The organism is Vibrio sp. D431a, assembly GCF_030248655.1.
Taxonomy (GTDB): Bacteria; Pseudomonadota; Gammaproteobacteria; order Enterobacterales; family Vibrionaceae; genus Vibrio; species Vibrio alginolyticus.
Genome location: NZ_JAHGAP010000002.1, coordinates 208,417 through 228,647, shown reverse-complemented (window position 1 = coordinate 228,647; position 20,231 = coordinate 208,417). Strand labels below are relative to the sequence as shown.

Sequence of the window (20,231 nt, the reverse complement as noted above, 5' to 3'; positions counted from 1 at the left end):
TATTACGACAATGCAGCATAAAGCCAATCAGGGAGAACCATACAAGCAGCGATGGTCGCCACAGCGAACACCAACAGCCCGTAATGGCTTGCGGTTGGCTTTGCAAAAAGATGTTTTTGATTATTGATAAAGATTTGTTGCTCGGCAGTCACAGCGCCCCAACGACGACTCACTAACACACCAAACAAAAGGAAGACAAACGTACCAATTGGCGCGAACCACGGCCAAGCCACGTCGAGATACATTGCAGTAAACACCGCAATCACACTCATGATACTGCCAACGATCACGCCTTTTTCGTTGGCTTTCGACCAGAATAAACCAAGCACGAATGACCCCAAGCGGATACCAACGAAGATAGAAGTCAGACTAGCGATGGTTTTGAGTACCGATTCATTCGATACCGCGAGAAGAGCTGGCACTACCACCATGGCCGCAGCAAGCAAACTCATCTTTCTTGCGACTTTTTCGTAGTGCTCATCATCGGCATTTTTGCGAACGAAACGCTTGTAGATATCGAACGTCGCGACGGTCGCCATCGAGTTGTAGGTCGAGTCCAGCGTCGACATTGCGGCCGCCGCCAACGCGGAAATGATCAAACCAACGACGATTGGGTTAGTGTGGTTGAAGACGAAATCCAAAATCACTTCATTGCTGTTTTCAAACGATTGATCTTGATAGAAAACACTCAAAAGAACACCGAGTACCGCGAAGAACAAGTACACGAAAAACGCACCGTAACCACACAACAGCATCGACTTCTGCGCCGTCTTTTCACATCTCGTCGCTAACGTGCGTTGGATGATCAATTGGTTGGTGCCGTACACACTCAAATGCAAAAAGCTCACGGCAACCACGCCAGCCCAGAGTGTGGTATCTACGCCCAAATCAAAGTCTAAGTTGATGATATTCAGGTGATCACGAGAAAGGTAATCTGCCGCATTAATCTCTGTCATTAGAATGGCAAAGATGGCGATGCTGCCCGCTACCAATACTGCAGATTGCAACATATCGGTCCAGATAACCGTGGAAATCCCGCCCGCATAGGTATAGCAAGCGGTGAAAATACTGATGTAGATAATGGCTTCAGAAATACTGATAGGCAGAACTTGCACTAAGATCAGCGCCACGGCATACAAAATCACACCCGCAGAGATACATTGAACCACAATGAACACAATCGAGTTGATGGTTCTTGCATACACCCCAAAGCGGTGCTCAAGGTATTCATAAATCGAAGTCAAGCCCAGCTTATAGAAGACAGGCACAAAGAAAATGACAGTGAAAAAGATAACGATGGGATAGTTAAGGTGAATACTCATCGCTTCCATGCCAGAGCTATAAACCCAACCAGGCATCCCTACAAACGTCATCGCACTAATGTAAGTCGCAAGTATCGAAACACCCGCCGTAAACCAGCCAAATTGCTTTCCACCCGTGGAAAAGTCGCCACCATTGCTGTAGCGCTTATTCACTAAATAGCTGATTAGTATGGTAATTGCTACATATAACGCAATCACCACAAAACTTGAGTACGTAACCATTTTAAGGTTTTCCTAATTCTGGGTAGCTAATTATTATGCCCAGATATTACTGTAAAAAGGCATTTTTGAACGACAATCCCACTGTAAGTGTGATTATTATCACCAATATAGGCGAAAATGTATTCAAAATCGCCAAAAACGCCGATTAGTGAGATCCTTGTCACTAAAACCCACAAAATGGGTACGCATTCATTTTAAAATTGATTTTGATCACGGATCTAATAACCTTAAAAAAACTATGATTCACCCCGACACGAAATCGAAGATGATCCAAATAAGATCGTGTTCATTAAGTTTGAATAGCAACAAATCCTAAGTGAAATAGAGGTTTATCGGTCATGAATGCCAAAAGACACATGAGCGAAGTTCCTATGATTCAAAGGGTAGCAGCCTATCTAGCGATACTGGTTGGTTACTTTTTCTATTGTTATAACTTTGTAATTATTGACTACGTACGCCCATACATCGTTGAAGCGTATGATGGTATTAGCCTGTCAGACACTGCCCAGTTCTATACATGGCAGTCGGTTGGTGCACTTATCGGTGCATTGAGCTGTGCTTGGTTCGCAACAAAATTTGGTAAGAAATCCACTCTTATTACCATCACAGCCCTAAACGGTGGCGCAACGATCATCAATATGATGTTCACCGACTACACAACGTGGGCAGCAATGCGTTTCATCATTGGTTTGTCACTGGGTGGTTACTTCACCGTGGCAGTAAGCCTAATGATCGGCCTATTTACGCCAACGGTACGTGGTAAGTTGACGGCATTCGCGTCTTCTATGTTCTCTGTAGCACTGATGGTAATGGGTGCGTATGCAGCATTTATTGCAAGCATTGATGCACCATGGGAAAGCCTAATGCTTGTAGGTGGTATCCCACCATTGGCAGCCGCTGTGGTCATGATCTTTGTACTACCTAGCGACAGCAAAGTGATCGCTTACGGTGAAGAAGAGCAAGCAAAAGTAGAAGAATCAAATGCACCAGCGAAAAAAGGCTCTTGGGGCGAAATGCTAAGCAAGCCTTACCGTAAGATCACACTAACGTGTCTATTACTGGCTGGCCTTAACTTCTACGGTTTCCAATTCTTTGGTGGCTTCGTAACCACATACCTACGTGATGTACGTATGTTCGACGGTGCAACCATCGGTCTCATCTTCTCTATCTCAGCATTTGGTTCACTGTTTGGTGCGTGGTTCTGGGGTTGGGTAGCTGACAAATTCGGTCGTAAGGTGAACGCGTTTGGCTTCATCCTAGCGGGCATCATGGTTTCAATCTTCTTTGTTGCACCTGGCGACATGGTGATTGGCGGCCTAAACATGCTGGCTCTACTTGGTCTGATTTACAACTTCGGCCTGTCTTCTTCAGCGGTATGGGGTGGTTACTTCTCAGAACTGTTCCCAGCACACCTACGTAGCTACGGCGCGGCGCTATTCCACGGTGGTCGTATCCTCGGTATGTGGGCACCAATGGTACTTATCTTCATCCAAGAGCGTACCGACCTACAAACCGCAATGTGGGGTTCACCAATCGTATGGATCCTTGCTGGTCTTCTATGGCTATCACTGCCAGAGACACTAAAAGGCGGCGTGTTCGATAAGAGCAAAAAAGCCGAAGCAGCAAAAGCGTAACTGAATTTCAAAACTCCGGCTGGCTCCCCGGCCGGATGAAAAAACTTAATTTCGAGTCCTGTTCCCAAAGCCGACTCGACAGCAAATAAGAGAGTTTATTATGTCTAAATACCAAGAAGCGAAACGCGTTGTACGTGAATACTTCAGCGCAATGGAAAACGCAACTCACGAGAACGTGGCAGAAGTACTAAAGGCACACACTTCAGAAGATTACCTATGGCGTGGTGTTTACCCATTCCGTGAGCAACAAGGCGCTCAAGCAGCGGCTGACGTTTTCTGGGCTCCTTTGATGAAATCAATGACTCGCATGCAGCGTCGTCAAGACATCTTCATCGGTGGTGAGAACGAAGTAACATCAGGTGAAATCTGGGTAATGAGCATGGGTCACTTCATGGGTCTATTCGACGCTGAATACCTAGGCATGCGCCCAACTGGCAAAATCATGAACATCCGTTACGCAGAATTTAACTGTGTTGAAAACGGCAAGATCACTAAGACTGGCCTATTCCTAGACCTTCTAGGCGCGATGGACCAAGCGGGTTGTTACCCACTACCACCATCAACAGGTAAGCACTTCGTATACCCTGGCCCTCGTAACCACGACGGTCTACTGTTCGAAGACGCAGCACCAGAAGAAGGCGTAGCAACACTAGCACTAGTGAACAAGATGGTTGATGACCTATCTGCACTAAACGACAGCGGCGCTATGGGTTGCCCACCAGAAGTTCTTGAGAAGAGCTGGTCTAAAGACATGATCTGGTACGGTCCATGTGGTATCGGTGCGTCTTACACAATTCCTCGTTACCAACAGCAGCACCAATTGCCGTTCCGTAACAACCTGAAAGACAAGAAGTTTAACGGCCACGTATGTCGTTTCGCAGAAGGTAACTTCTCTTGTTTCTTCGGCTGGCCAAACCTATCTAACACGCCAATCGGTGGTTTCCTAGGTATGACAGGTGGTGAAGTACGCGCAGACATGCAAGTGGTTGACGTTTACTACCGTGACGGCGACAAGCTATCTGAGAACTGGGTACTGATCGACCTTCCTTACTGGCTAAAACAGCAAGGTCTAGACGTGTTCGAGCGTACTCAACAGATCCTAAACCCTTCTCTATAAGAAGTCCTAGGGGCGGATTGTCAACCCGCCTTTATGTTGCCTGAATCCCCTCTCGGTTCAGGTGACATGCTCCCAACTCGTGCCTCAAGGATGGGGCACAACCTCAAGATAGAACCCTTATTCAAAACGGGCATGAACGCACGGTGGCTTTCTGCGCCCTGAATAATGAGATTGATGATGAAAAAGTCGACCCTTTCTGCAGTGATTTTAGCAGCGCTTACTTCTAGCTCAGCCTTTGCTGCACACACTTTTGTTAATGACGCTGGCGACAGCCTAACCATCGATGGCCGTTTCGATCTTCGCTACCAAGACCGTGGCGGTGATGACAACGGCGAATGGAACAGCGGCAGCTCACGTTTCGGTTTGAAAGGCCAAATGGGTCTGGATAACGGCTGGACTGGTTTCGGTCACGCGGAATGGGGCTACAACTCTGGCGCGAACGGCGACAACATTTACGACCGCTTGCTATACGCAGGTGTTGATCACGAAAAATACGGCAAGATTGCTGCGGGTACTAAGCAGTGGTCTACCTTCTACGACGTAGCATGGTACACCGATTTAGGTCGTGTATTCGGTACTCGTGGCTCAGGTGTTTACAATCTAGCTGACTGGGGTATCGCATCCGGTGCTGGTCGTGCAGAAAACTCAATCACGTACCGTAATTCAATCAATGAAAAAGTGAGCTACGGCTTTACTTACCAAACCACGCGTGAAGATGTTGCTCTAGCAAGCAATGCGACAGCCTCATTGAAAAACGGCATGGGTGCGTCGATCACTTACAAACCGGTTGATGGCGTAACACTGGGTGCGGCTTACCATCAAAATGAAGTTGCGGATCTAGACGCAAGCGTGGTTGGCGTAGAAAACGGCGACAACATGCGCATCATGCTATTGGGCGCGAACTACAGCAACGGTGGCTTCTACGCGGGTGCGACTTTCCACGTTGGCGAAAACTGGGAAGCAGTGAGTCAAGGCGGTACGGACGTGATGTTCGATACCCTAGGTGGCGAAATCTACACTTACTACCACTTCGACAACGGCCTACGCCCAACGTTGAACTACAACTACATGGAAGATCGCGGTGACGAGACACAAGGTTATGAGCGTAACTTGCTGATTCCTGGTCTTGAATACCACTTCCAGAAGAACAAATTCCTAGTTTGGACTGAATACCAGTTCGACCTAGGTAAAGATCAGTACGATGGCAGCAAATTCGAAAACCGTGATGATCAATTCGCGGCAGGTATTCGCTACTACTTCTGATAATACTCATCGCTCACCACCTATACCCAAGTAACCTTAAGGTGGTGAGTGATGAAGTTCTTATCAACACTAAGCAAAGTTATCTTGAAGCCAAGTAGTCATCACTTCACTAATAATTAAAGGCTGCTCAAGCGTAGATAGATGCCCACACTCAGGGATAACATGAAGCGTGACGTTTGGGATGCATCTCTCCATGAGCAGATGATTGTCTAGCGGACAAAGCTTATCTTCTTTACCTGTTATCACCAACGTAGGAGCTTGAATGTCCGCCAATAAAGGTCGAGCATCCGGGCGAGTTGCTAACGCTTTAGCATGTGCTTCAAATGCCTCCAAACCTACATTGACCGCCATGCCTTCTATACGCTCAGTTAACGCTTTGTCTTGCAAACGGCTTGGATGAATCAGCACAGGCATCAGAGTGTCAGGCGTAATGCGTTCAAACTCACCACTTAACGCACGGCTAACCAGTACATCACGCTTTTGTGTCACCTCTGGCTTTTCATCTGCTGCATTGGTATCCATGAGGATCAAGCCTTTGACTCTGTTTGGCGCTTGACGGTACACCTCAAAGGCAAGAATCCCACCCATTGATAAGCCACCCAAGACAAACTCCTGCGGTGCGTCTTGCAACACTTTCTGCGCCAGCTGTTCCATTGACGGCAATGAGGCCAGCGTCGGGCATGAAGGCTCAACCCAACTTGGCAACGCTCGGTTGACTTCCTCAAACAATGTGCCATCACAAAGTAGTCCGGGTAGCCAAACTAACAAGGTGGGTTGCGTCATTTTATTCTCCTGCCAGCGGCTTTGGTTGATCAGACCCAAGAATGCAATACGTCAAACTATTACCACGCAAGTTCGTCAGTGAATAAGACGCACCTTCTGGAACATTCAGCACATCACCGCGCGTTAAAACAACACTCGCTTGTTCGCCTTGATGCGTGAGGACCACTTCAGTATCGCCATCAAAGTTGATAAGCACTTGTTTTTCTTCTCGGCAGTGTTGAGGAATCGAGCCACCTTCAGAAAGCTCATAAGCCATGATGCTCACTTCATCTTCACTCTTTACTTGGAAGTCATAACTCGCCAAAGGATGACCCGTTAAGGCGTATTGTTTCACGTTGCTTCCGCCGAAATCGCCTTTGATTTCACGATAATCTTTTTGCAGAGCGACAAATGGCATCATCTCTTCTGCGGTGTAGGTATCGAAGGTCGCGAGCTCTTCTTCGGTAAGCAGCGGCATCAATTCTGATTCTTGTGGCACCGGGTCGCCATTAATGGTGTCCACGAGTGTGCCATCGGCTTTGAGGTATAAACCATAACCTTGACTGTCTTTAATAACGTTTGGATGCCAAATAACGCCGCCACCTGAATCGTCGCCGCCAAGTACCGAGAACATAAAGCCGTAATCGCGGCCAACCACTTCAAATCCACGGAAGAGATTGGTTGGAATCGAGATGACGTCACCGTGAGACAACACCGCCTCATGCTCTCCATCGTTCCCCCAATAAAAACGGAACTGACCTTTGAACACCAAGAAAAGCTCGGCGGTACGATGAGAGTGCAACGAATTTTTGATGCCCGGCGGTTGGCCTGCGGCACCAATGTTAAAGCCCGCCGTATCGCGAATATGAACATGCTGACGACTGCTCTCTGCCACCCCAGCACCGATAATGCAAAAGTTATCTTTGAGATCACTGCCTGGCGTGCGCGCATCAATAAACGCACTCGTACCCGGAATCAGTTCCATGTAGCGGACCAGGTTATTATTCATTTTAGATTGTAGAGTCATTGTAAATCCTTGTTGTCCTTGTTTGGACCTAGCCTTTGAATTGTTAGTTACAGACCTAAAGGTCGCCCACCATCAACCGCGATGGTATTGCCTGTCGAGAAGGTCAAAACGTCTGCTGCGGCGTACACGGCTTGAGCGACTTCTTCATCATTGGCTAAACGCTTAAGCGGTGTGGATTGTTCTTGTTGATTACGCCATGCGTCATCCAAGCCTTTGACAAACTCAGTGTCGACAAGCCCTGGAGCAACAGCCAAAACGCGAACCTCGGGAGACAGAGCGCGAGCTAAAGAACGGGTCATGTTCTCCGCGGCAGATTTACTTGCACAGTAAGCAATGTTGCTCCCCATCGCAGTCTGTGCCGCGATAGAAGTAATGTTCACCACACAACCATTGGCTTGCTTAAGCCAAGGCTCAAACGCTCGAACCATGGCAAAAGGCGCACGGACGTTCACTTGGAAAATTTGGTCAAACAGCTGGTCATCTAAACTTTGCAAATCAGAGTGCGCGACGAATTTCGTCATCCCCGCACAGTTGACCAACAGATCCAGCTTGTCGCTTATTTCACTGACTTGATGTTTAAGCTGTTCAATCGCACTAGAATCTGCCACGTTCAATTTGAATGCTAGATGCTCGTTACGTGGCAGCGAGGAAAGCACATCCTCGGCCGCTTTCTGATTACTGTTGTAAGTCAGAATTACGCGATATCCCGACTCAGCTAGCTTGCGACAAATGGCGGCACCCAGTCCGCCACTGCCGCCTGTGACTAAGGCAAGTTTCGACATATTACGCCTCTTCCACTTTGCCTTTGTAACGGCGCACACGAATATCCGCTTGCTCTTTGTGGCCAGCAAAACCTTCGAGTGCACACAAGCGAGAGCAGTACTCACCAACTTTGAGCGACGCAGCTTCCGTTACACGCTGGTAAGTACAGGTCTTGATAAATTTACCTACCCAAAGACCACCGGTGTATCGCGCCGCTTTCTTCGTTGGCAGTGTATGGTTGGTACCAATACATTTATCGCCGTAAGAAACGTTGGTTTCACGACCTAGGAACAAGGCACCGTAGTTGGTCATGTTATCTAGGAAGTATTTAGGATCTTCCGTCATCACTTGAACGTGCTCAGAAGCGATATCGTCTGCCACTTCCACCATTTCTTCGTAGCTATCACACACAATCACTTGTCCGTAATCTGCCCACGCTTTACCCGCGACTTCAGCCGTTGGAAGAATGGTTAACTGACGTTCAATTTCTTTGATGGTTTCTTGCGCAAATGTTTCGCTATTGGTCAACAATACAGCGGGAGAGTTGTAACCATGCTCAGCCTGACCAAGCAAATCTGCCGCTGCTAATTCTGGGTCACAACCTTTCTCATCGGCAATGACTAGGGTTTCCGTTGGGCCTGCAAACAAATCGATACCAACGCGACCAAACAACTGACGTTTTGCCTCTGCTACAAATGCGTTACCCGGCCCTACAATCATATCGACTGGCGCAATAGTCTCCGTGCCCAATGCCATAGCTCCTACCGCTTGAACACCACCGAAGCAGTAGATTTCATCCGCACCCGCCATTGCCATCGCAGCGACAATCGCCACATTCGGTTGGCCATTAAACGGAGGTGCACAAGCAATAACACGTTTTACGCCCGCGACTTTCGCCGTCAGTACACTCATGTGAGCGGATGCAACCAATGGGTATTTTCCACCAGGGATGTAACAACCCACGCTGTTTACTGGAATATTTTTATGCCCCAGTACCACACCAGGCATGGTTTCTACTTCGACGTCTTTCATTGAGTCACGTTGAATTTGAGCAAAGTTTCGAACTTGTTGCTGAGCGAACTCGATATCATGACGAGTCGATTCATCAAGCGCATCCACACAGGCTTGGATTTGCTCTTCTGACAGGCGGAATTGCTCCGGCGACCAGTTATCAAACTTTTCAGACAACTCACGTACAGCGCTATCACCTTTCGATTCAATATCAGCAAGAATGTTTTCAACAATCTGACGCACTTTTGCGTCGTTTGATGCTGATGCTTCTTCAGTGATTCCGTTTTTTAAAATGCGTGCCATTGGGTTTCTCCTTGAACATTGAGGCTGACGAACGGTTACTTTTATACTTTTGGATACGAATGCAAAATCAGATTAAACACTTAATTAACATTTGACAAGTTAAGTCAACAAAACACAAAAACTATCTTTAAGCCTTTGTATTAATTAATTAAAATAAATAAAAGAAAGTAATAAGGACCTTGATTGAGTTTAATTTTTAATCAAAAATGAGTTTTAGATCACATCATTTTTACTCATCATTTACATTTCTCCGTGTTAGTTTTTGCATACCTTTGCAAAGGAGATAATCATGAGCAATTTTAAGCAACGTCTGACTAAAGAAACGCTATTAGGTACATTTGTTAAAACCCCTCATCCTCACATTATCGAGGTATTGGCACTGGCAGAGTTGCCTTTTGTGGTACTGGATGCAGAGCACGCACCTTTCGATCGTTCCTCGCTTGATCTGTGCATCATGGCGGCCAGAGCGAATGACCTCGCGTGCGTGGTACGAGTACAAGACAGCGCCCCTTCAACCATTTTGAACGCGCTTGACTGTGGCGCGGCGGGTGTACAAATTCCCCATGTTTGTACTGCTGAGCAAGCGACGCAACTGGCGAAAATCTGCCATTACGGCGAAGGTGGCCGAGGGTATGCTGGTTCCAGTCGAACAGCGCAATACGCCACTAAACCCATGGTTGAACACTTAAAAGACAGCCGTGCGAATACGATTGTCATTGCACAAATTGAAGACCCTCAAGGGGTCGAAAATGTTGAAGCGATTGCCAATGTTGAAGGTATTGATGCGCTCTTCATTGGCCAAGTTGATCTCACTGTCGCTTATGGTGCTGATAGCGTTCATGATGAGAAAGTCGCACAAGCAAGTATGCGAGTAATCGAAGCGGCCAGAGCCGCCAATAAACCTGTTGGCATGTTTGTCGCGACGGCTCAACAAGCTCGGGAATGGCGTGAACTCGGCGTTAGCTTCTTTTGTGTTGGGTCTGAACACAAAATGATCATTGATGGCTTCAAACAAGAGAGAAATGTGATGAATTCTTGAGTTTTCTCTGATATTTACGCCTTATCAATGTAATGCTCTAGACACAGAAATCCCCTAGCCCATACACTCAGCACGTATGAGCAGGTTCAATGGCCTTAAATAAGGAGTATCACCATTAAAGCGAAAGTAACTTCGATCGACGTCGCGAAGATGCTCGGCGTCTCTCAATCGACGGTATCTAGAGCATTCAGCCCGACTGCGAGTATTAGCGAGAAGAAACGCAAAATGGTGATGGATGCCGCAGCTAAGCTCGGATACACACCGAATGCCATCGCCCGAGGTCTGATTTCGAATCGTTCAGGCTTAGTGGCGATTGCGTTAGATAGCGAATCAAACCCAATGTACGACATGCAATCTCGTGCTTTGGCTGTCGAAATTCAAAAGCGAGGCGGACAAGTTGTGCTTTGCCCTATCGACAAGGACGACCTCGATCTCGCCATTTCACGCGCCATTGAATACCAAGTGGACGGACTCGTTATCGCAACCAGCCGTTTAACCTCACGCGCGTTTGCCCAATGCGAAAAGTTTGGCGTTCACTTAAGCTTGATCAACCGCTACGCCGAAGGCATTAATGCCAACAGCTCTGGTATTGATAACCGCTTGGCGGGCCAACAAGCTGCGGAGTATTTAACGCAGAAAGGCGCAAAACAGTGTGCTTATATCAGTGGCGATGCTGGCTCCATGACCAGTGAAGAGCGTTGGCTGGGTTTCTCTTCAAAGTTGCAAGAACTCGGCGCTCCATCACCAACGTTTATCCAAGCCAAGTACAGCTTTGAAGCAGGCTTAGAAGCAGCGAAAGCGATCTTGTCGCACACTAGCAAACCCGATGCAATTTTTTGTGCAAACGACATCCTCGCCATGGGTGTGATGGATGGCTTGCGACAAGCCGGAGCAAAGATCCCCCAAGACTTCTCTGTGATGGGTGTAGATAACATTCCGATGTCTGCATGGCCGAGCTATGATTTGACCACCATTGCTCAACCAGTCGACAAAATTGTTAAACGAGCGGTTGAAGATTTGATGAATCGAATCAACGGCAACCTGGATGCAACTGGCGAATACCTTTTCGAGCAAGGCACCTTGATCGAACGTAGTAGCACCATTTAATAAATCCATTTTTATTCATTCTTCATAAACAAAATGCCTTGCTTTCGAGTAAAGCATTTTCTGTGATCACGATTAAATTTTCACCAATCGTTATTTAATTCCTCATCAATTCATCAATCTTGTTATTGACTTGTTACTTTAATGTTTTATTTTGGATTCGTATGCAAAATGGATATGAATTGCTCAACTAATTTATAAAAACATAAAAAGTTGTGTGACTTGCCGACGAATGCCAATGGCAGGTCATACCAGAAACAAGGAAGAACGATGAAGAAAGTAATCCTTACTTCACTTACCGCACTGGGGCTTGCATTTAGCAGTATGAATACGTTTGCAACCAGTGTTATTCGTCTTGCTCATGACAGTCAAGAAACCTCTCCCGTACACAAAGCAATGCTCTATTTCGAACAAGAAGTGGAAGCTCGCTCAAACGGTGAGATAGAAGTTGAAATCTATCCGGCAAGACAACTAGGCGATGTGCGTGAGACGACTGAACTCGTACAGCAAGGCAACTTACAAATGACGTTTGGTGCGTCAGTTTTACTCTCTCCCTACGTCCCAGAGTTTAACGTGCTCGACGTGTTCTACCTTTTTGATAGCGAAGAGCAAGCACACAAAGCGCTCGACAGTGAGAAGATCGGACAACCATTGTTGAATGCTATGGAATCAAAAGGCTTTCATGGACTTGGCTTTATGGAGGTCGGCTTTCGTAGCGTGACCAACAACAAACAGCCAATTGATAGTATTGAGGACCTGAAAGGGCTAAAGATTCGCTCGGCATCTAACCCCACTCAAATAAGCGCGTGGAAATCTATTGGTACTGCGCCAACACCTCTGTCTTGGGGAGAAATTTTCACCTCGTTACAACAAGGCCTGATTAACGCTCAAGAAAGTGCTATCTACTCTATTTATGCCGAACGTTTTTACGAGGCACAAAAGTACCTCTCTTTAACTAACCATATATACACCAACTACGTGTTGTTCATGAACAAATCGTTTTGGGATTCACTGCCGGCCGCACAACAAGCGCTGATCAGTGAAGTAAGCAAAGAAACCATCGCAAAACAGCGTGAGCTCGCCGCGCAGCAAAACCAAGAAGTAATCAAAGAGCTCGAAGCAAAAGGCATGACGGTTAACATCGTCCCAGACGAGGTACGCAGCATCATGAAAGAGAAAATGAATGCGGCCGTGTACCAGGACTTGCGCAGTAAAACGGGTAAAGACTTGTTTGACAACGTGATGGCCGAGATAGAACGCCTATAACTCCCACTCTTTTGCACGATCTGGCAACAGGTCGTGCTTTCTCGTTTTGGAGGTGAACATGAAGTGGTTTCGCTTACTAGACAAATACCTAGAACCTACCCTTATCGTTATCGCGATCTCGACGATGACAACTTTACTGTGCTTGCAAATCGCACTACGCCTATTTGACGCAACGATCGCGTGGGCTGAAGAGCTGGCACGTTATTTATTCGTATGGGCGATGTACCTGAGCATCAGCTATTGTATCCGAGATGATCGACACATCCGCATTCGTGTGTTCATAGATAAACTTCCGGGCAATTGGACGCAATTCAGTTTGATTGTCTCTGATCTTATCTACCTTGCCTTTAGTGCCACTGTCGCCTGGTTTGGATTTAAGGTTATAAACCGCAGCCTGCAACTCGGTCAGATTGCACCCGCAATGGAAATTCCTATTGCGTGTTTGTATACCTCTGTTTTAGTTTGCGCACTATTAAGCTGCGCGCGCCTAGTGACAAGCATTTATCAACGTGTGAACGCGTGCTCCACCAGCAATGAACGAGTTCGCTTTTCTCGCCAACGCTATCGCCATATCAAAGCAAAGTATCGTACTTCTAACCGACTATTGGAGTTTAACGCATGACGTCTGCACTTTTGTTTGGCAGCTTTGGTCTGCTTCTGCTCATTGGCGTTCCGGTCGGTATTGCTCTGGCGGCAGCCAGTATGGTCGCGATACTCAGTCTGCCATTTCTTAACATCGAGTTTTTAGTCCAAGGGATGGTAACAGGGCTCGACTCTTTCCCTCTCCTCGCCGTCGTTCTTTTTACCTTGGCAGGTAACCTTATGAGCCAAGGAGGGATCTCAAAACGATTATTGCATGTGGCGGAGGTCTTCTTTGGCCACTTTACTGGCGGGCTTGGCATCGTGGCCATTGTGGCGTGTATGTTCTTCGCTTCCATCTCTGGTACAGGGTCTGCCACTGTTGCCGCTATCGGCCTGACGATGATTCCCTCGATGGTGAAGAAAGGCTACGACCGCAGCTTTGCAGGTGCCTTGATAGCCTCTTCCGGCGGGATTGGTGTCATTATTCCGCCTTCTGTGGTGATGATCGTCTACGCGATCACTGCTGAGGTCTCGGTCACCAAGATGTTCATGGCGGGCATCATTCCTGGCTTGGTCGTTGGTATGGTATTGATCGGCTACTGTCTGATTGTCTCCAAAATGCGGGGCTACACAGGTAACGAGCACAAAGCGACTTGGGCAGAGCGTCTTGATGCGCTAAAAGAAGCCAGTTGGGCAATGCTACTACCCGTTATCATTCTCGGTGGCATCTATTCCGGCATTTTCACGCCTACCGAATCAGCCGCCATCGGAGTTCTCTATGGCTTATTCTTTGGCATGTTTGTTTATAAAGAACTCAAACCAACGCAAGTGGTGAAAATCATTCTAGAGTCGTCACTGTTAGTTGGCGCTGTGCTCGTCATTGTGGGTGCGTCCGTGACGTTTGGCCGCATATTGACCCTAGAACGTCTACCGACCGAGATTGCTCAGTTCATTCTATCGATTACTGAAAACAAACTTCTGATACTGCTTTGCATCAATGTCCTGTTGTTGCTTGTCGGTACCTTTATGGAAACGCTGGCAGCCATTGTTATTCTCACGCCAATTCTGTTACCCATTACGTCAGCACTCGGCATGGACCCCGTTCATTTTGGGATCGTGATGATCGTGAACTTGGCCATTGGCTTTGTTACGCCTCCTCTGGGTGCCAACCTGTTTATGGCAAGTCAGGTAGGCAAAGTACCGATAGAGTCGCTCTCTAAAGCCATCATGGGCTGGATTGGTGCAATGATAGTGGCCTTGATGTTGATTACCTTCATCCCTGCCATCTCGCTATCATTACCTGCGCTTTTATCCTGATCGTTGCACTCATAGAGCGCTTATGACTGTTATAGCCACTAGATAAACACCTTTCTAGTGGCTTATTCGTTATTTACTTCCGATTTAATAAAAAGCCTTTAAGCATTCGTATGCAAAAGGAAAATTTGAAAGATATAAGGATAATTGACACCAAAATAGCTGAATGTTAGCGATAAAGTCTATTTGGGTGCCTTGATCTGCATGATTATCAGTTTTGGCTTAATCATTTGTTTCCATTCAAACAGATAAAAATAAATTAAGCGATTAAAAACAATAAGATATTAGGAAATTCATACAAAAAACTTTGACTTCCTTTCTTATTAACACGTCTAGATAAGAGATAGCTTCCATCTCTCCTGTACTTTTTTAGTTTATTTTCCGCTCAATTGTTAAAAATCTGATCATCAGCACGCTATTTAAACAATTGAAAAACAATCCGTTGACAAAATGGCAACATGATATATTTTGAATACGTAATCAAAACATAATTATTCAATTACGGAGGTGATTTATGGCCATGGTTGGCTTCGATGAAAAGTGGCGTGATTTTCCCGACTACATTCTTGGTATCACAAAAGAGATTTGGGAAGACCGAGGTTTAAACACCTTAGAACACTACTACTCTCCCGACATTGTTGTGCGTACTCCACTCTCTATCGTTCAAGGAAACGAAGGGGTGATCAGTGCAACAATGGCGACACTGGCCGAGTTTCCCGATCGCACGCTATATGGCGAAGACGTCATTTGGTCAGGCACCCCGGAACAAGGCATGCTTTCTTCTCATCGAATCATCTCTACTGCAACACACAGTGGCAACGGCTTCTACGGGCAAGCCTCGAACCGCAAACTTCGTTTCCGTATTATCGCAGATTGCCACGCTATCAATAACCAAATCAATGACGAATGGTTGGTTCGCGATCAAGCCGATATCGCGAAACAACTGGGTATGACGTCAGAAGAGTTTGCACGCCAACAAATCGAATTTGAAGGTGGCGTGGAATCAAGCCCATTTCCGTTCACACCTGAAGTCGACATTCCTGGACCTTATTTGGGCGTAGGCAACGACAACGAATATGGTCAGCGCTATGAAGCAATTCTCAGAAGCCTTATGAATGCCGAGTTCTCTATAGTACCGAAAGAGTACGACCGCGCTTGCATCGGCGAATACACTGGCGGTCAAAATGCCCTATCATACTCGGAAGTCGATCATTTTTGGATGGCACTTCGTGCGTCTTTCCCAAATGCTCAATTTACCGTTCACCATCGTATTGGCCGGGATGACGACATGATGTCACCACGCGCTGCAATTCGATGGTCTTTGCACGGTAAGCATGAGGGATACGGGATGTTTGGTAAGCCTTCAGGAAAAGAGGTTTACATCATGGGGATCAGCCACGCTGAGTTTGGCCCTTGGGGTCTTCGTCGCGAATTCACTTTGTTTGACGAGACCGCAATCTGGAAGCAAATCCTGCTACAACAAGGCTAACGGCTGACTAAACACTATTTATTAAAATCACAGACAGTAAGGAAGCAACATGTCACTCAACATCATCGAACAGTTCTACCAGAACTACTTCAAAGCCGCAGACATCGAGCAAAAACAGGCCGCTCTGCAAACTTTGAACCCTGACGTAAAATGGTGCGTGGCGCACCCTGTGAACGATCTTAATGGCCCAGATGCAACCCACGAATCTTTCCTCTCACCACTTGTGAATGCTTTGCCTGACGCCGAGCGCCGACCAATGATCGTAATGCACGGCGAATACGAAGGCCGCACTTGGTACAACTCTACCGGCTACTTTATCGGTACATTTGAACAACCACTGTTTGGCATCCCAGCAACAGGGAAAACACTCTACTTGCGTTACACCGAAATGGTGTGTGTGGAGAACGACCAAATCACCGAATCTTACATGATCCCAGACTTCATCGACGCGATGAATCAAGCAGGCTGCAACCCTCTTCGTAAAAGCTTAGGTCACGATGGCTTGGTTCCTTCTCCTGCAACTTCTAACGGTATTCAACAATCTGTTGTGTCTTTGGGAGAAAGTGAAAAGAGCGCCCAGCTGGTTGAAGATATGCTGTCTTGCTTGGGTCGTTTTGATGGCAAAGATCTTTTCTCGATGGATTTAGAAAACTACTGGCACAATGACTTCATGTGGTACGGCCCTGCTGGTATTGGTACTACGCGCGGTATCAAAGGTTTCCGTAACCACCATCAAGCGCCATTTGTGTTTGCCTTCCCTGACCGAAGTGTCGATATTGAGGTCAATTTTTTGGCCAAAAATGACTACGTATCCACAGGTGGTTGGCCACATATGCATGGTACTCACACTGGTCACAGTGGCTGGCTCGGTCTCGCCCCGACAGGAAAACACATCGAACTTCGCGTTATGGACATTTGGCGACGCGAAGGCGATTTACTGAAGGAAAACTGGGTGGCGATCGACATCGTTCATATCCTGCTGCAACTTGGCTATGACGTGTTTGCACAAATGAAAGAACAGTTAGAAGGACCTAATTATGCATGAGTTTGGCGCACTTAACTGGAGCATCCTTGGTGGATACATAGCCCTAACGCTAGTATTGGGTGCGGTGATTGGTAAGCGAGTAACTTCAGCTAGCCAATTCGCTTTGGGTGATAAGAGCATCCCTTGGTGGGCGATCGGTATTTCTGTCGTTTGTACTTACGTGAGTGCCATGTCTTTCCTTGGTGGGCCAGCTTGGTCTTACAAAGAAGGCCTGTCGGTTATCGCGATTCACCTCAATTATCCGCTGGTGATCTTCTTCATCGTGGCTGTGTTTATGCCGTTTTTCTACAACAACGGTTTAACCTCCATCTACGAGTATCAAGAACGACGCTTCGGTAAGGCTTCACGACTGACTTTGTCGTTTATCTTCCTTATCAAACAAGCATTGAGCTCGGCAGCCGTACTCTACGCGACAGCAATGATTTTAGAGTTCATTACTGGTATCGACGTGATGTACTGCATCATGATCGTCACTGCAATTGCCCTTATCTACACCGTAATGGGCGGTATCGCGGCTGTCATTTGGACCGATGTGATTCAAGCAGTAATCTTATTTATTGGCGCATTCATCATCATTGAAGCCGTTTGGAATGGCATGCCTGCTCCAATGACGGAGGTCATGGCAGAACTCAAAGCGAAAGGAATGACCGATGCCCTACAGACAAGTTTTAACCTAAGCCAAGTAACGACGGTATGGGCTGGCGTTATCGCAATGACGATGTTCCACACCACCGTGTATGGCGGTAACCAGATGATGGTACAACGTTGTATGGCCGCTAAAAGCATGGGCGATGCGAAAAAGGCAATGTTGATGATGGGCTACGTGGCCTTCTTTATTTACTTTGTCTTTATCTTGCTTGGCGTACTGTTCAACGCTTATTACGACGGTAAAGAGTTTGAAAACGGCAACACCATCATTCTTCATTATGCGAGTGAATATGGAATGCCAGGCTTGATGGGCATCATTGCCGCTGCGATTCTGGCGGCAAGTATGTCGAGTCTCGATTCCGCCTTTAACTCAATGGCGACCGTTTCTGTGGCTGACTTTTACAAACGCTTCTACAAGCAAAACGAGTCGGAAGAGCACTACTTAAAGGTATCGCGTTTCTTCACGGTGGCGTGGGCGATTTTGGTCATCATTCCAGCGATCATGTTTGCCACCAGCACAGGCTCGGTACTGGAAGTGCTGAGTAAGGCAGGCTCTTACTTTGTCGGTGCGAGCTTCTGTATGTTCGTCCTTGGTTTCTACTCAAAACACATTACGGAAAAAGGCTTGTTAATTGGCGTTGCTGCTAGCTTCTTGGTGATTTGGTATGTAGCCGTTGCGACCGATATTGCGTGGCCTTGGTATTGCGTGATTGGCGTGATTGTGAATGCCGTTGTCGCTTACATTGCTAGCCTTCTCCTGACGGGTAAACAAGATGAAATGCATCTTTACACAGTGAAAGGCCAGCAAGCGGAATATGCGCGTCTAAATAAACCAATCAAGGAAGATGGTTGGTATGTCGTTCCCGGCAAAATCGATGCTCCATGTTATGGCTTACTAGTGATGTTTGTATTCTCTCTCGTGATGCTTTGGGGGATCAACGCGTTTACCGACAACGCTCCTATGCTGATTAACTTTATGCGTGGCTGCTCTATTCTTGTCGCTACCGCTTGCATCGGATACATGGGGTATTCACTCCTCTCCCCAAAACGTAAAGTTGCAGTCAAACAAGCAAATTAATGTTCTTTACGTAGATACTGTACGTCCAACAAACGGACAGTATCTACGCTCTAGATCTAGTGCTAGCTCAAAGCAAACCAAATGGGTTAACCCACATTTTGCTTTTTAACACTCCAAAGCCATTATTCTACTTAGGATACCCTGTCAGAACATTTATGAATACGTACCTATTTATGCTAGTCTTATGACCTCAATTACTGGCAACTAAGTTTTATTCATGAAATCAATTAAACACGTAGTCACATCAAAAGATGTGGCAAAGATGGCAGGCGTCTCTCAATCTACTGTATCGCGCGTGTTTGTTCCGGGTAGCTCAGTATCCGAAAAGACCAAGCAAAAAGTCTTTGAAGCGGCTAAAGCCCTTAACTACCGCCCTAACGCCTTTGCACGTAGCCTGACCACAAACGAATCGAAATTGATAGGTTTGGTGTTTCCTGATGCGGATTACCCTATCCATATGAAAACACTGCAATTAATTTCCAGTGAGTTACAGAAAAAAGGTTATTCTGCCGTATTGATTCCATGGCAAGTGGATGAAGAAGAGGGTCACTCAATCCCAAATATCTTCCAGTATCGCGTCGATGGTGTCATTGCCGCTTCCGCAACCTTCAATAAGTCCCTTTATGAAGAATGTGAAGAGTTTAATATCCCAATTGTTCAATACGCACGAGTTGTTGAAGGTACTAGGAGTAGCTACGTTATCAGTGACAACTACGAAGCAGGCCAACAAGCCGCGCAACTTCTGCATAAAAGTGGCGTGAAGAACGCGGTTTATTTGACGGGAGAAGTGCCAACCTTTACGAATGACGAACGCCAAAGCGGCTTCTGCTCTGAATTTGAAGACCTAACCGGCAAGACGCCACGCATCATTGAAGCCAGTTATGACTACGCGAGCTCACTTGATAAAGTCCGTGCCATACTGGCAGACAAAAATCGGCCTGAAGCGGTGTTCTGTGCAACCGATAACCTTGCGATGGCGGTCATGGATATCGCTCGTATAGAATGCGGGTTGAGCATTCCTCAGGACTTACAAGTCATTGGCTTTGATAATATTCCTCAGACAGAATGGTTAAGCTATCAATTAACCACATTCCGCCAGGATTTCCGTCGCCTCGCTCGCGAATGCGTGAAGATCATTGTTGATCAAATTAATACGAAAAACGGAAGCCTAGTAAAAATGATGGTGCCAGTGAAGTTAATCGAGCGACAGACAACAAAAGCTTAAATAGCTATAGCCAGCCAT

17 protein-coding genes are annotated in these 20,231 nt (G+C 46.7%); 12 read left to right on the top strand and 5 right to left on the bottom strand.

All coding sequences use genetic code 11. The features are described from left to right. Positions 1 to 2: 2 nt before the first annotated feature. The gene (locus KJB35_RS03285) at positions 3 to 1,544 is read right to left on the bottom strand and encodes a sodium:solute symporter (protein WP_149191702.1); all 1,542 of its coding nucleotides are present in this window, start codon (positions 1,542 to 1,544) and stop codon (positions 3 to 5) included. 338 nt (positions 1,545 to 1,882) lie between these two features. On the opposite strand from KJB35_RS03285, the gene KJB35_RS03280 reads away from it, so the two are divergent. The 3 genes from KJB35_RS03280 to KJB35_RS03270 all read left to right on the top strand — a co-directional run bounded on the left by KJB35_RS03280 (position 1,883) and on the right by KJB35_RS03270 (position 5,558). After that, positions 1,883 to 3,178, top strand: a complete 1,296-nt coding sequence (locus KJB35_RS03280) for an MFS transporter (protein ID WP_039840592.1) — start codon at positions 1,883 to 1,885, stop codon at positions 3,176 to 3,178. Positions 3,179 to 3,278: 100 nt separating this feature from the next. Further along, positions 3,279 to 4,295 carry a nuclear transport factor 2 family protein gene (locus tag KJB35_RS03275; RefSeq protein ID WP_005374772.1) on the top strand — a complete coding sequence of 339 codons (1,017 nt, stop codon included), beginning with the start codon at positions 3,279 to 3,281 and terminating at the stop codon, positions 4,293 to 4,295. Positions 4,296 to 4,472: 177 nt separating this feature from the next. Beyond that, positions 4,473 to 5,558 carry a porin gene (locus KJB35_RS03270; protein ID WP_017634480.1) on the top strand — a complete coding sequence of 362 codons (1,086 nt, stop codon included), beginning with the start codon at positions 4,473 to 4,475 and terminating at the stop codon, positions 5,556 to 5,558. 69 nt (positions 5,559 to 5,627) lie between these two features. Here KJB35_RS03270 and KJB35_RS03265 read toward each other — a convergent pair whose 3' ends face one another. From KJB35_RS03265 to hisD, 4 genes are read right to left on the bottom strand one after another with little or no spacing between them, the layout of a single operon-like run. Further along, a complete protein-coding gene (locus KJB35_RS03265; RefSeq protein WP_285358677.1) occupies positions 5,628 to 6,341 on the bottom strand; it encodes an alpha/beta fold hydrolase in 714 nt (237 codons plus the stop codon). 1 nt (position 6,342) lies between these two features. Then, on the bottom strand, positions 6,343 to 7,347 hold the full coding sequence (locus tag KJB35_RS03260; protein WP_005374765.1) for a cupin: 1,005 nt from the start codon (positions 7,345 to 7,347) through the stop codon (positions 6,343 to 6,345). Between the two features lie 47 nt (positions 7,348 to 7,394). Continuing rightward, a complete protein-coding gene (locus KJB35_RS03255; protein ID WP_005383422.1) occupies positions 7,395 to 8,129 on the bottom strand; it encodes an SDR family NAD(P)-dependent oxidoreductase in 735 nt (244 codons plus the stop codon). Position 8,130: 1 nt separating this feature from the next. After that, entirely contained in the window at positions 8,131 to 9,423 is a 1,293-nt protein-coding gene (hisD, locus tag KJB35_RS03250; protein WP_005374756.1) for a histidinol dehydrogenase, read from the bottom strand. Positions 9,424 to 9,712: 289 nt separating this feature from the next. Here hisD and KJB35_RS03245 point away from each other — a divergent pair, with 289 nt between their 5' ends. From KJB35_RS03245 to KJB35_RS03205, 9 genes are all read left to right on the top strand, one after another. After that, on the top strand, positions 9,713 to 10,462 hold the full coding sequence (locus KJB35_RS03245; RefSeq protein ID WP_005383427.1) for an HpcH/HpaI aldolase/citrate lyase family protein: 750 nt from the start codon (positions 9,713 to 9,715) through the stop codon (positions 10,460 to 10,462). Between the two features lie 150 nt (positions 10,463 to 10,612). Beyond that, positions 10,613 to 11,569, top strand: coding sequence for a LacI family DNA-binding transcriptional regulator (locus KJB35_RS03240; protein WP_005374746.1), 957 nt, complete (start codon positions 10,613 to 10,615; stop codon positions 11,567 to 11,569). Between the two features lie 267 nt (positions 11,570 to 11,836). Further along, positions 11,837 to 12,832 (top strand): TRAP transporter substrate-binding protein, encoded by a 996-nt coding sequence (locus tag KJB35_RS03235; protein WP_005374744.1) that lies wholly within the window; start codon positions 11,837 to 11,839, stop codon positions 12,830 to 12,832. Between the two features lie 58 nt (positions 12,833 to 12,890). Further along, the gene (locus KJB35_RS03230; RefSeq protein ID WP_005374742.1) at positions 12,891 to 13,454 is read left to right on the top strand and encodes a TRAP transporter small permease; all 564 of its coding nucleotides are present in this window, start codon (positions 12,891 to 12,893) and stop codon (positions 13,452 to 13,454) included. Then, entirely contained in the window at positions 13,451 to 14,731 is a 1,281-nt protein-coding gene (locus KJB35_RS03225; RefSeq protein WP_005374740.1) for a TRAP transporter large permease, read from the top strand. Before KJB35_RS03230 ends, KJB35_RS03225 begins: the two co-directional genes overlap by 4 nt. 511 nt (positions 14,732 to 15,242) lie before the next feature. After that, positions 15,243 to 16,217: an ester cyclase gene (locus KJB35_RS03220; RefSeq protein ID WP_005374738.1), complete on the top strand. Its 975-nt coding sequence runs from the start codon at positions 15,243 to 15,245 to the stop codon at positions 16,215 to 16,217. Positions 16,218 to 16,266: 49 nt separating this feature from the next. Then, positions 16,267 to 17,262: an ester cyclase gene (locus KJB35_RS03215; protein WP_005383441.1), complete on the top strand. Its 996-nt coding sequence runs from the start codon at positions 16,267 to 16,269 to the stop codon at positions 17,260 to 17,262. Then, entirely contained in the window at positions 17,255 to 18,988 is a 1,734-nt protein-coding gene (locus KJB35_RS03210; protein ID WP_151515258.1) for a sodium/solute symporter, read from the top strand. The genes KJB35_RS03215 and KJB35_RS03210 overlap by 8 nt, the downstream gene beginning before the upstream one ends. A 217-nt stretch (positions 18,989 to 19,205) precedes the next feature. Further along, positions 19,206 to 20,213: a LacI family DNA-binding transcriptional regulator gene (locus tag KJB35_RS03205; protein WP_005374731.1), complete on the top strand. Its 1,008-nt coding sequence runs from the start codon at positions 19,206 to 19,208 to the stop codon at positions 20,211 to 20,213. Positions 20,214 to 20,231: the final 18 nt, after the last annotated feature.

Coding starts and splice junctions, on each gene's coding strand:
- KJB35_RS03265 (WP_285358677.1), bottom strand. CDS start 6,341: ATGACGCAACCCACCTTGTTAGTTTGGCTACCCGGACTACTTTGTGAT.
- KJB35_RS03230 (WP_005374742.1), top strand. CDS start 12,891: ATGAAGTGGTTTCGCTTACTAGACAAATACCTAGAACCTACCCTTATC.
- KJB35_RS03210 (WP_151515258.1), top strand. CDS start 17,255: ATGCATGAGTTTGGCGCACTTAACTGGAGCATCCTTGGTGGATACATA.
- KJB35_RS03285 (WP_149191702.1), bottom strand. CDS start 1,544: ATGGTTACGTACTCAAGTTTTGTGGTGATTGCGTTATATGTAGCAATT.
- KJB35_RS03280 (WP_039840592.1), top strand. CDS start 1,883: ATGAATGCCAAAAGACACATGAGCGAAGTTCCTATGATTCAAAGGGTA.
- KJB35_RS03220 (WP_005374738.1), top strand. CDS start 15,243: ATGGCCATGGTTGGCTTCGATGAAAAGTGGCGTGATTTTCCCGACTAC.
- KJB35_RS03245 (WP_005383427.1), top strand. CDS start 9,713: ATGAGCAATTTTAAGCAACGTCTGACTAAAGAAACGCTATTAGGTACA.
- hisD (WP_005374756.1), bottom strand. CDS start 9,423: ATGGCACGCATTTTAAAAAACGGAATCACTGAAGAAGCATCAGCATCA.
- KJB35_RS03205 (WP_005374731.1), top strand. CDS start 19,206: ATGAAATCAATTAAACACGTAGTCACATCAAAAGATGTGGCAAAGATG.
- KJB35_RS03255 (WP_005383422.1), bottom strand. CDS start 8,129: ATGTCGAAACTTGCCTTAGTCACAGGCGGCAGTGGCGGACTGGGTGCC.
- KJB35_RS03235 (WP_005374744.1), top strand. CDS start 11,837: ATGAAGAAAGTAATCCTTACTTCACTTACCGCACTGGGGCTTGCATTT.
- KJB35_RS03240 (WP_005374746.1), top strand. CDS start 10,613: ATGCTCGGCGTCTCTCAATCGACGGTATCTAGAGCATTCAGCCCGACT.
- KJB35_RS03260 (WP_005374765.1), bottom strand. CDS start 7,347: ATGACTCTACAATCTAAAATGAATAATAACCTGGTCCGCTACATGGAA.
- KJB35_RS03270 (WP_017634480.1), top strand. CDS start 4,473: ATGAAAAAGTCGACCCTTTCTGCAGTGATTTTAGCAGCGCTTACTTCT.
- KJB35_RS03215 (WP_005383441.1), top strand. CDS start 16,267: ATGTCACTCAACATCATCGAACAGTTCTACCAGAACTACTTCAAAGCC.
- KJB35_RS03275 (WP_005374772.1), top strand. CDS start 3,279: ATGTCTAAATACCAAGAAGCGAAACGCGTTGTACGTGAATACTTCAGC.
- KJB35_RS03225 (WP_005374740.1), top strand. CDS start 13,451: ATGACGTCTGCACTTTTGTTTGGCAGCTTTGGTCTGCTTCTGCTCATT.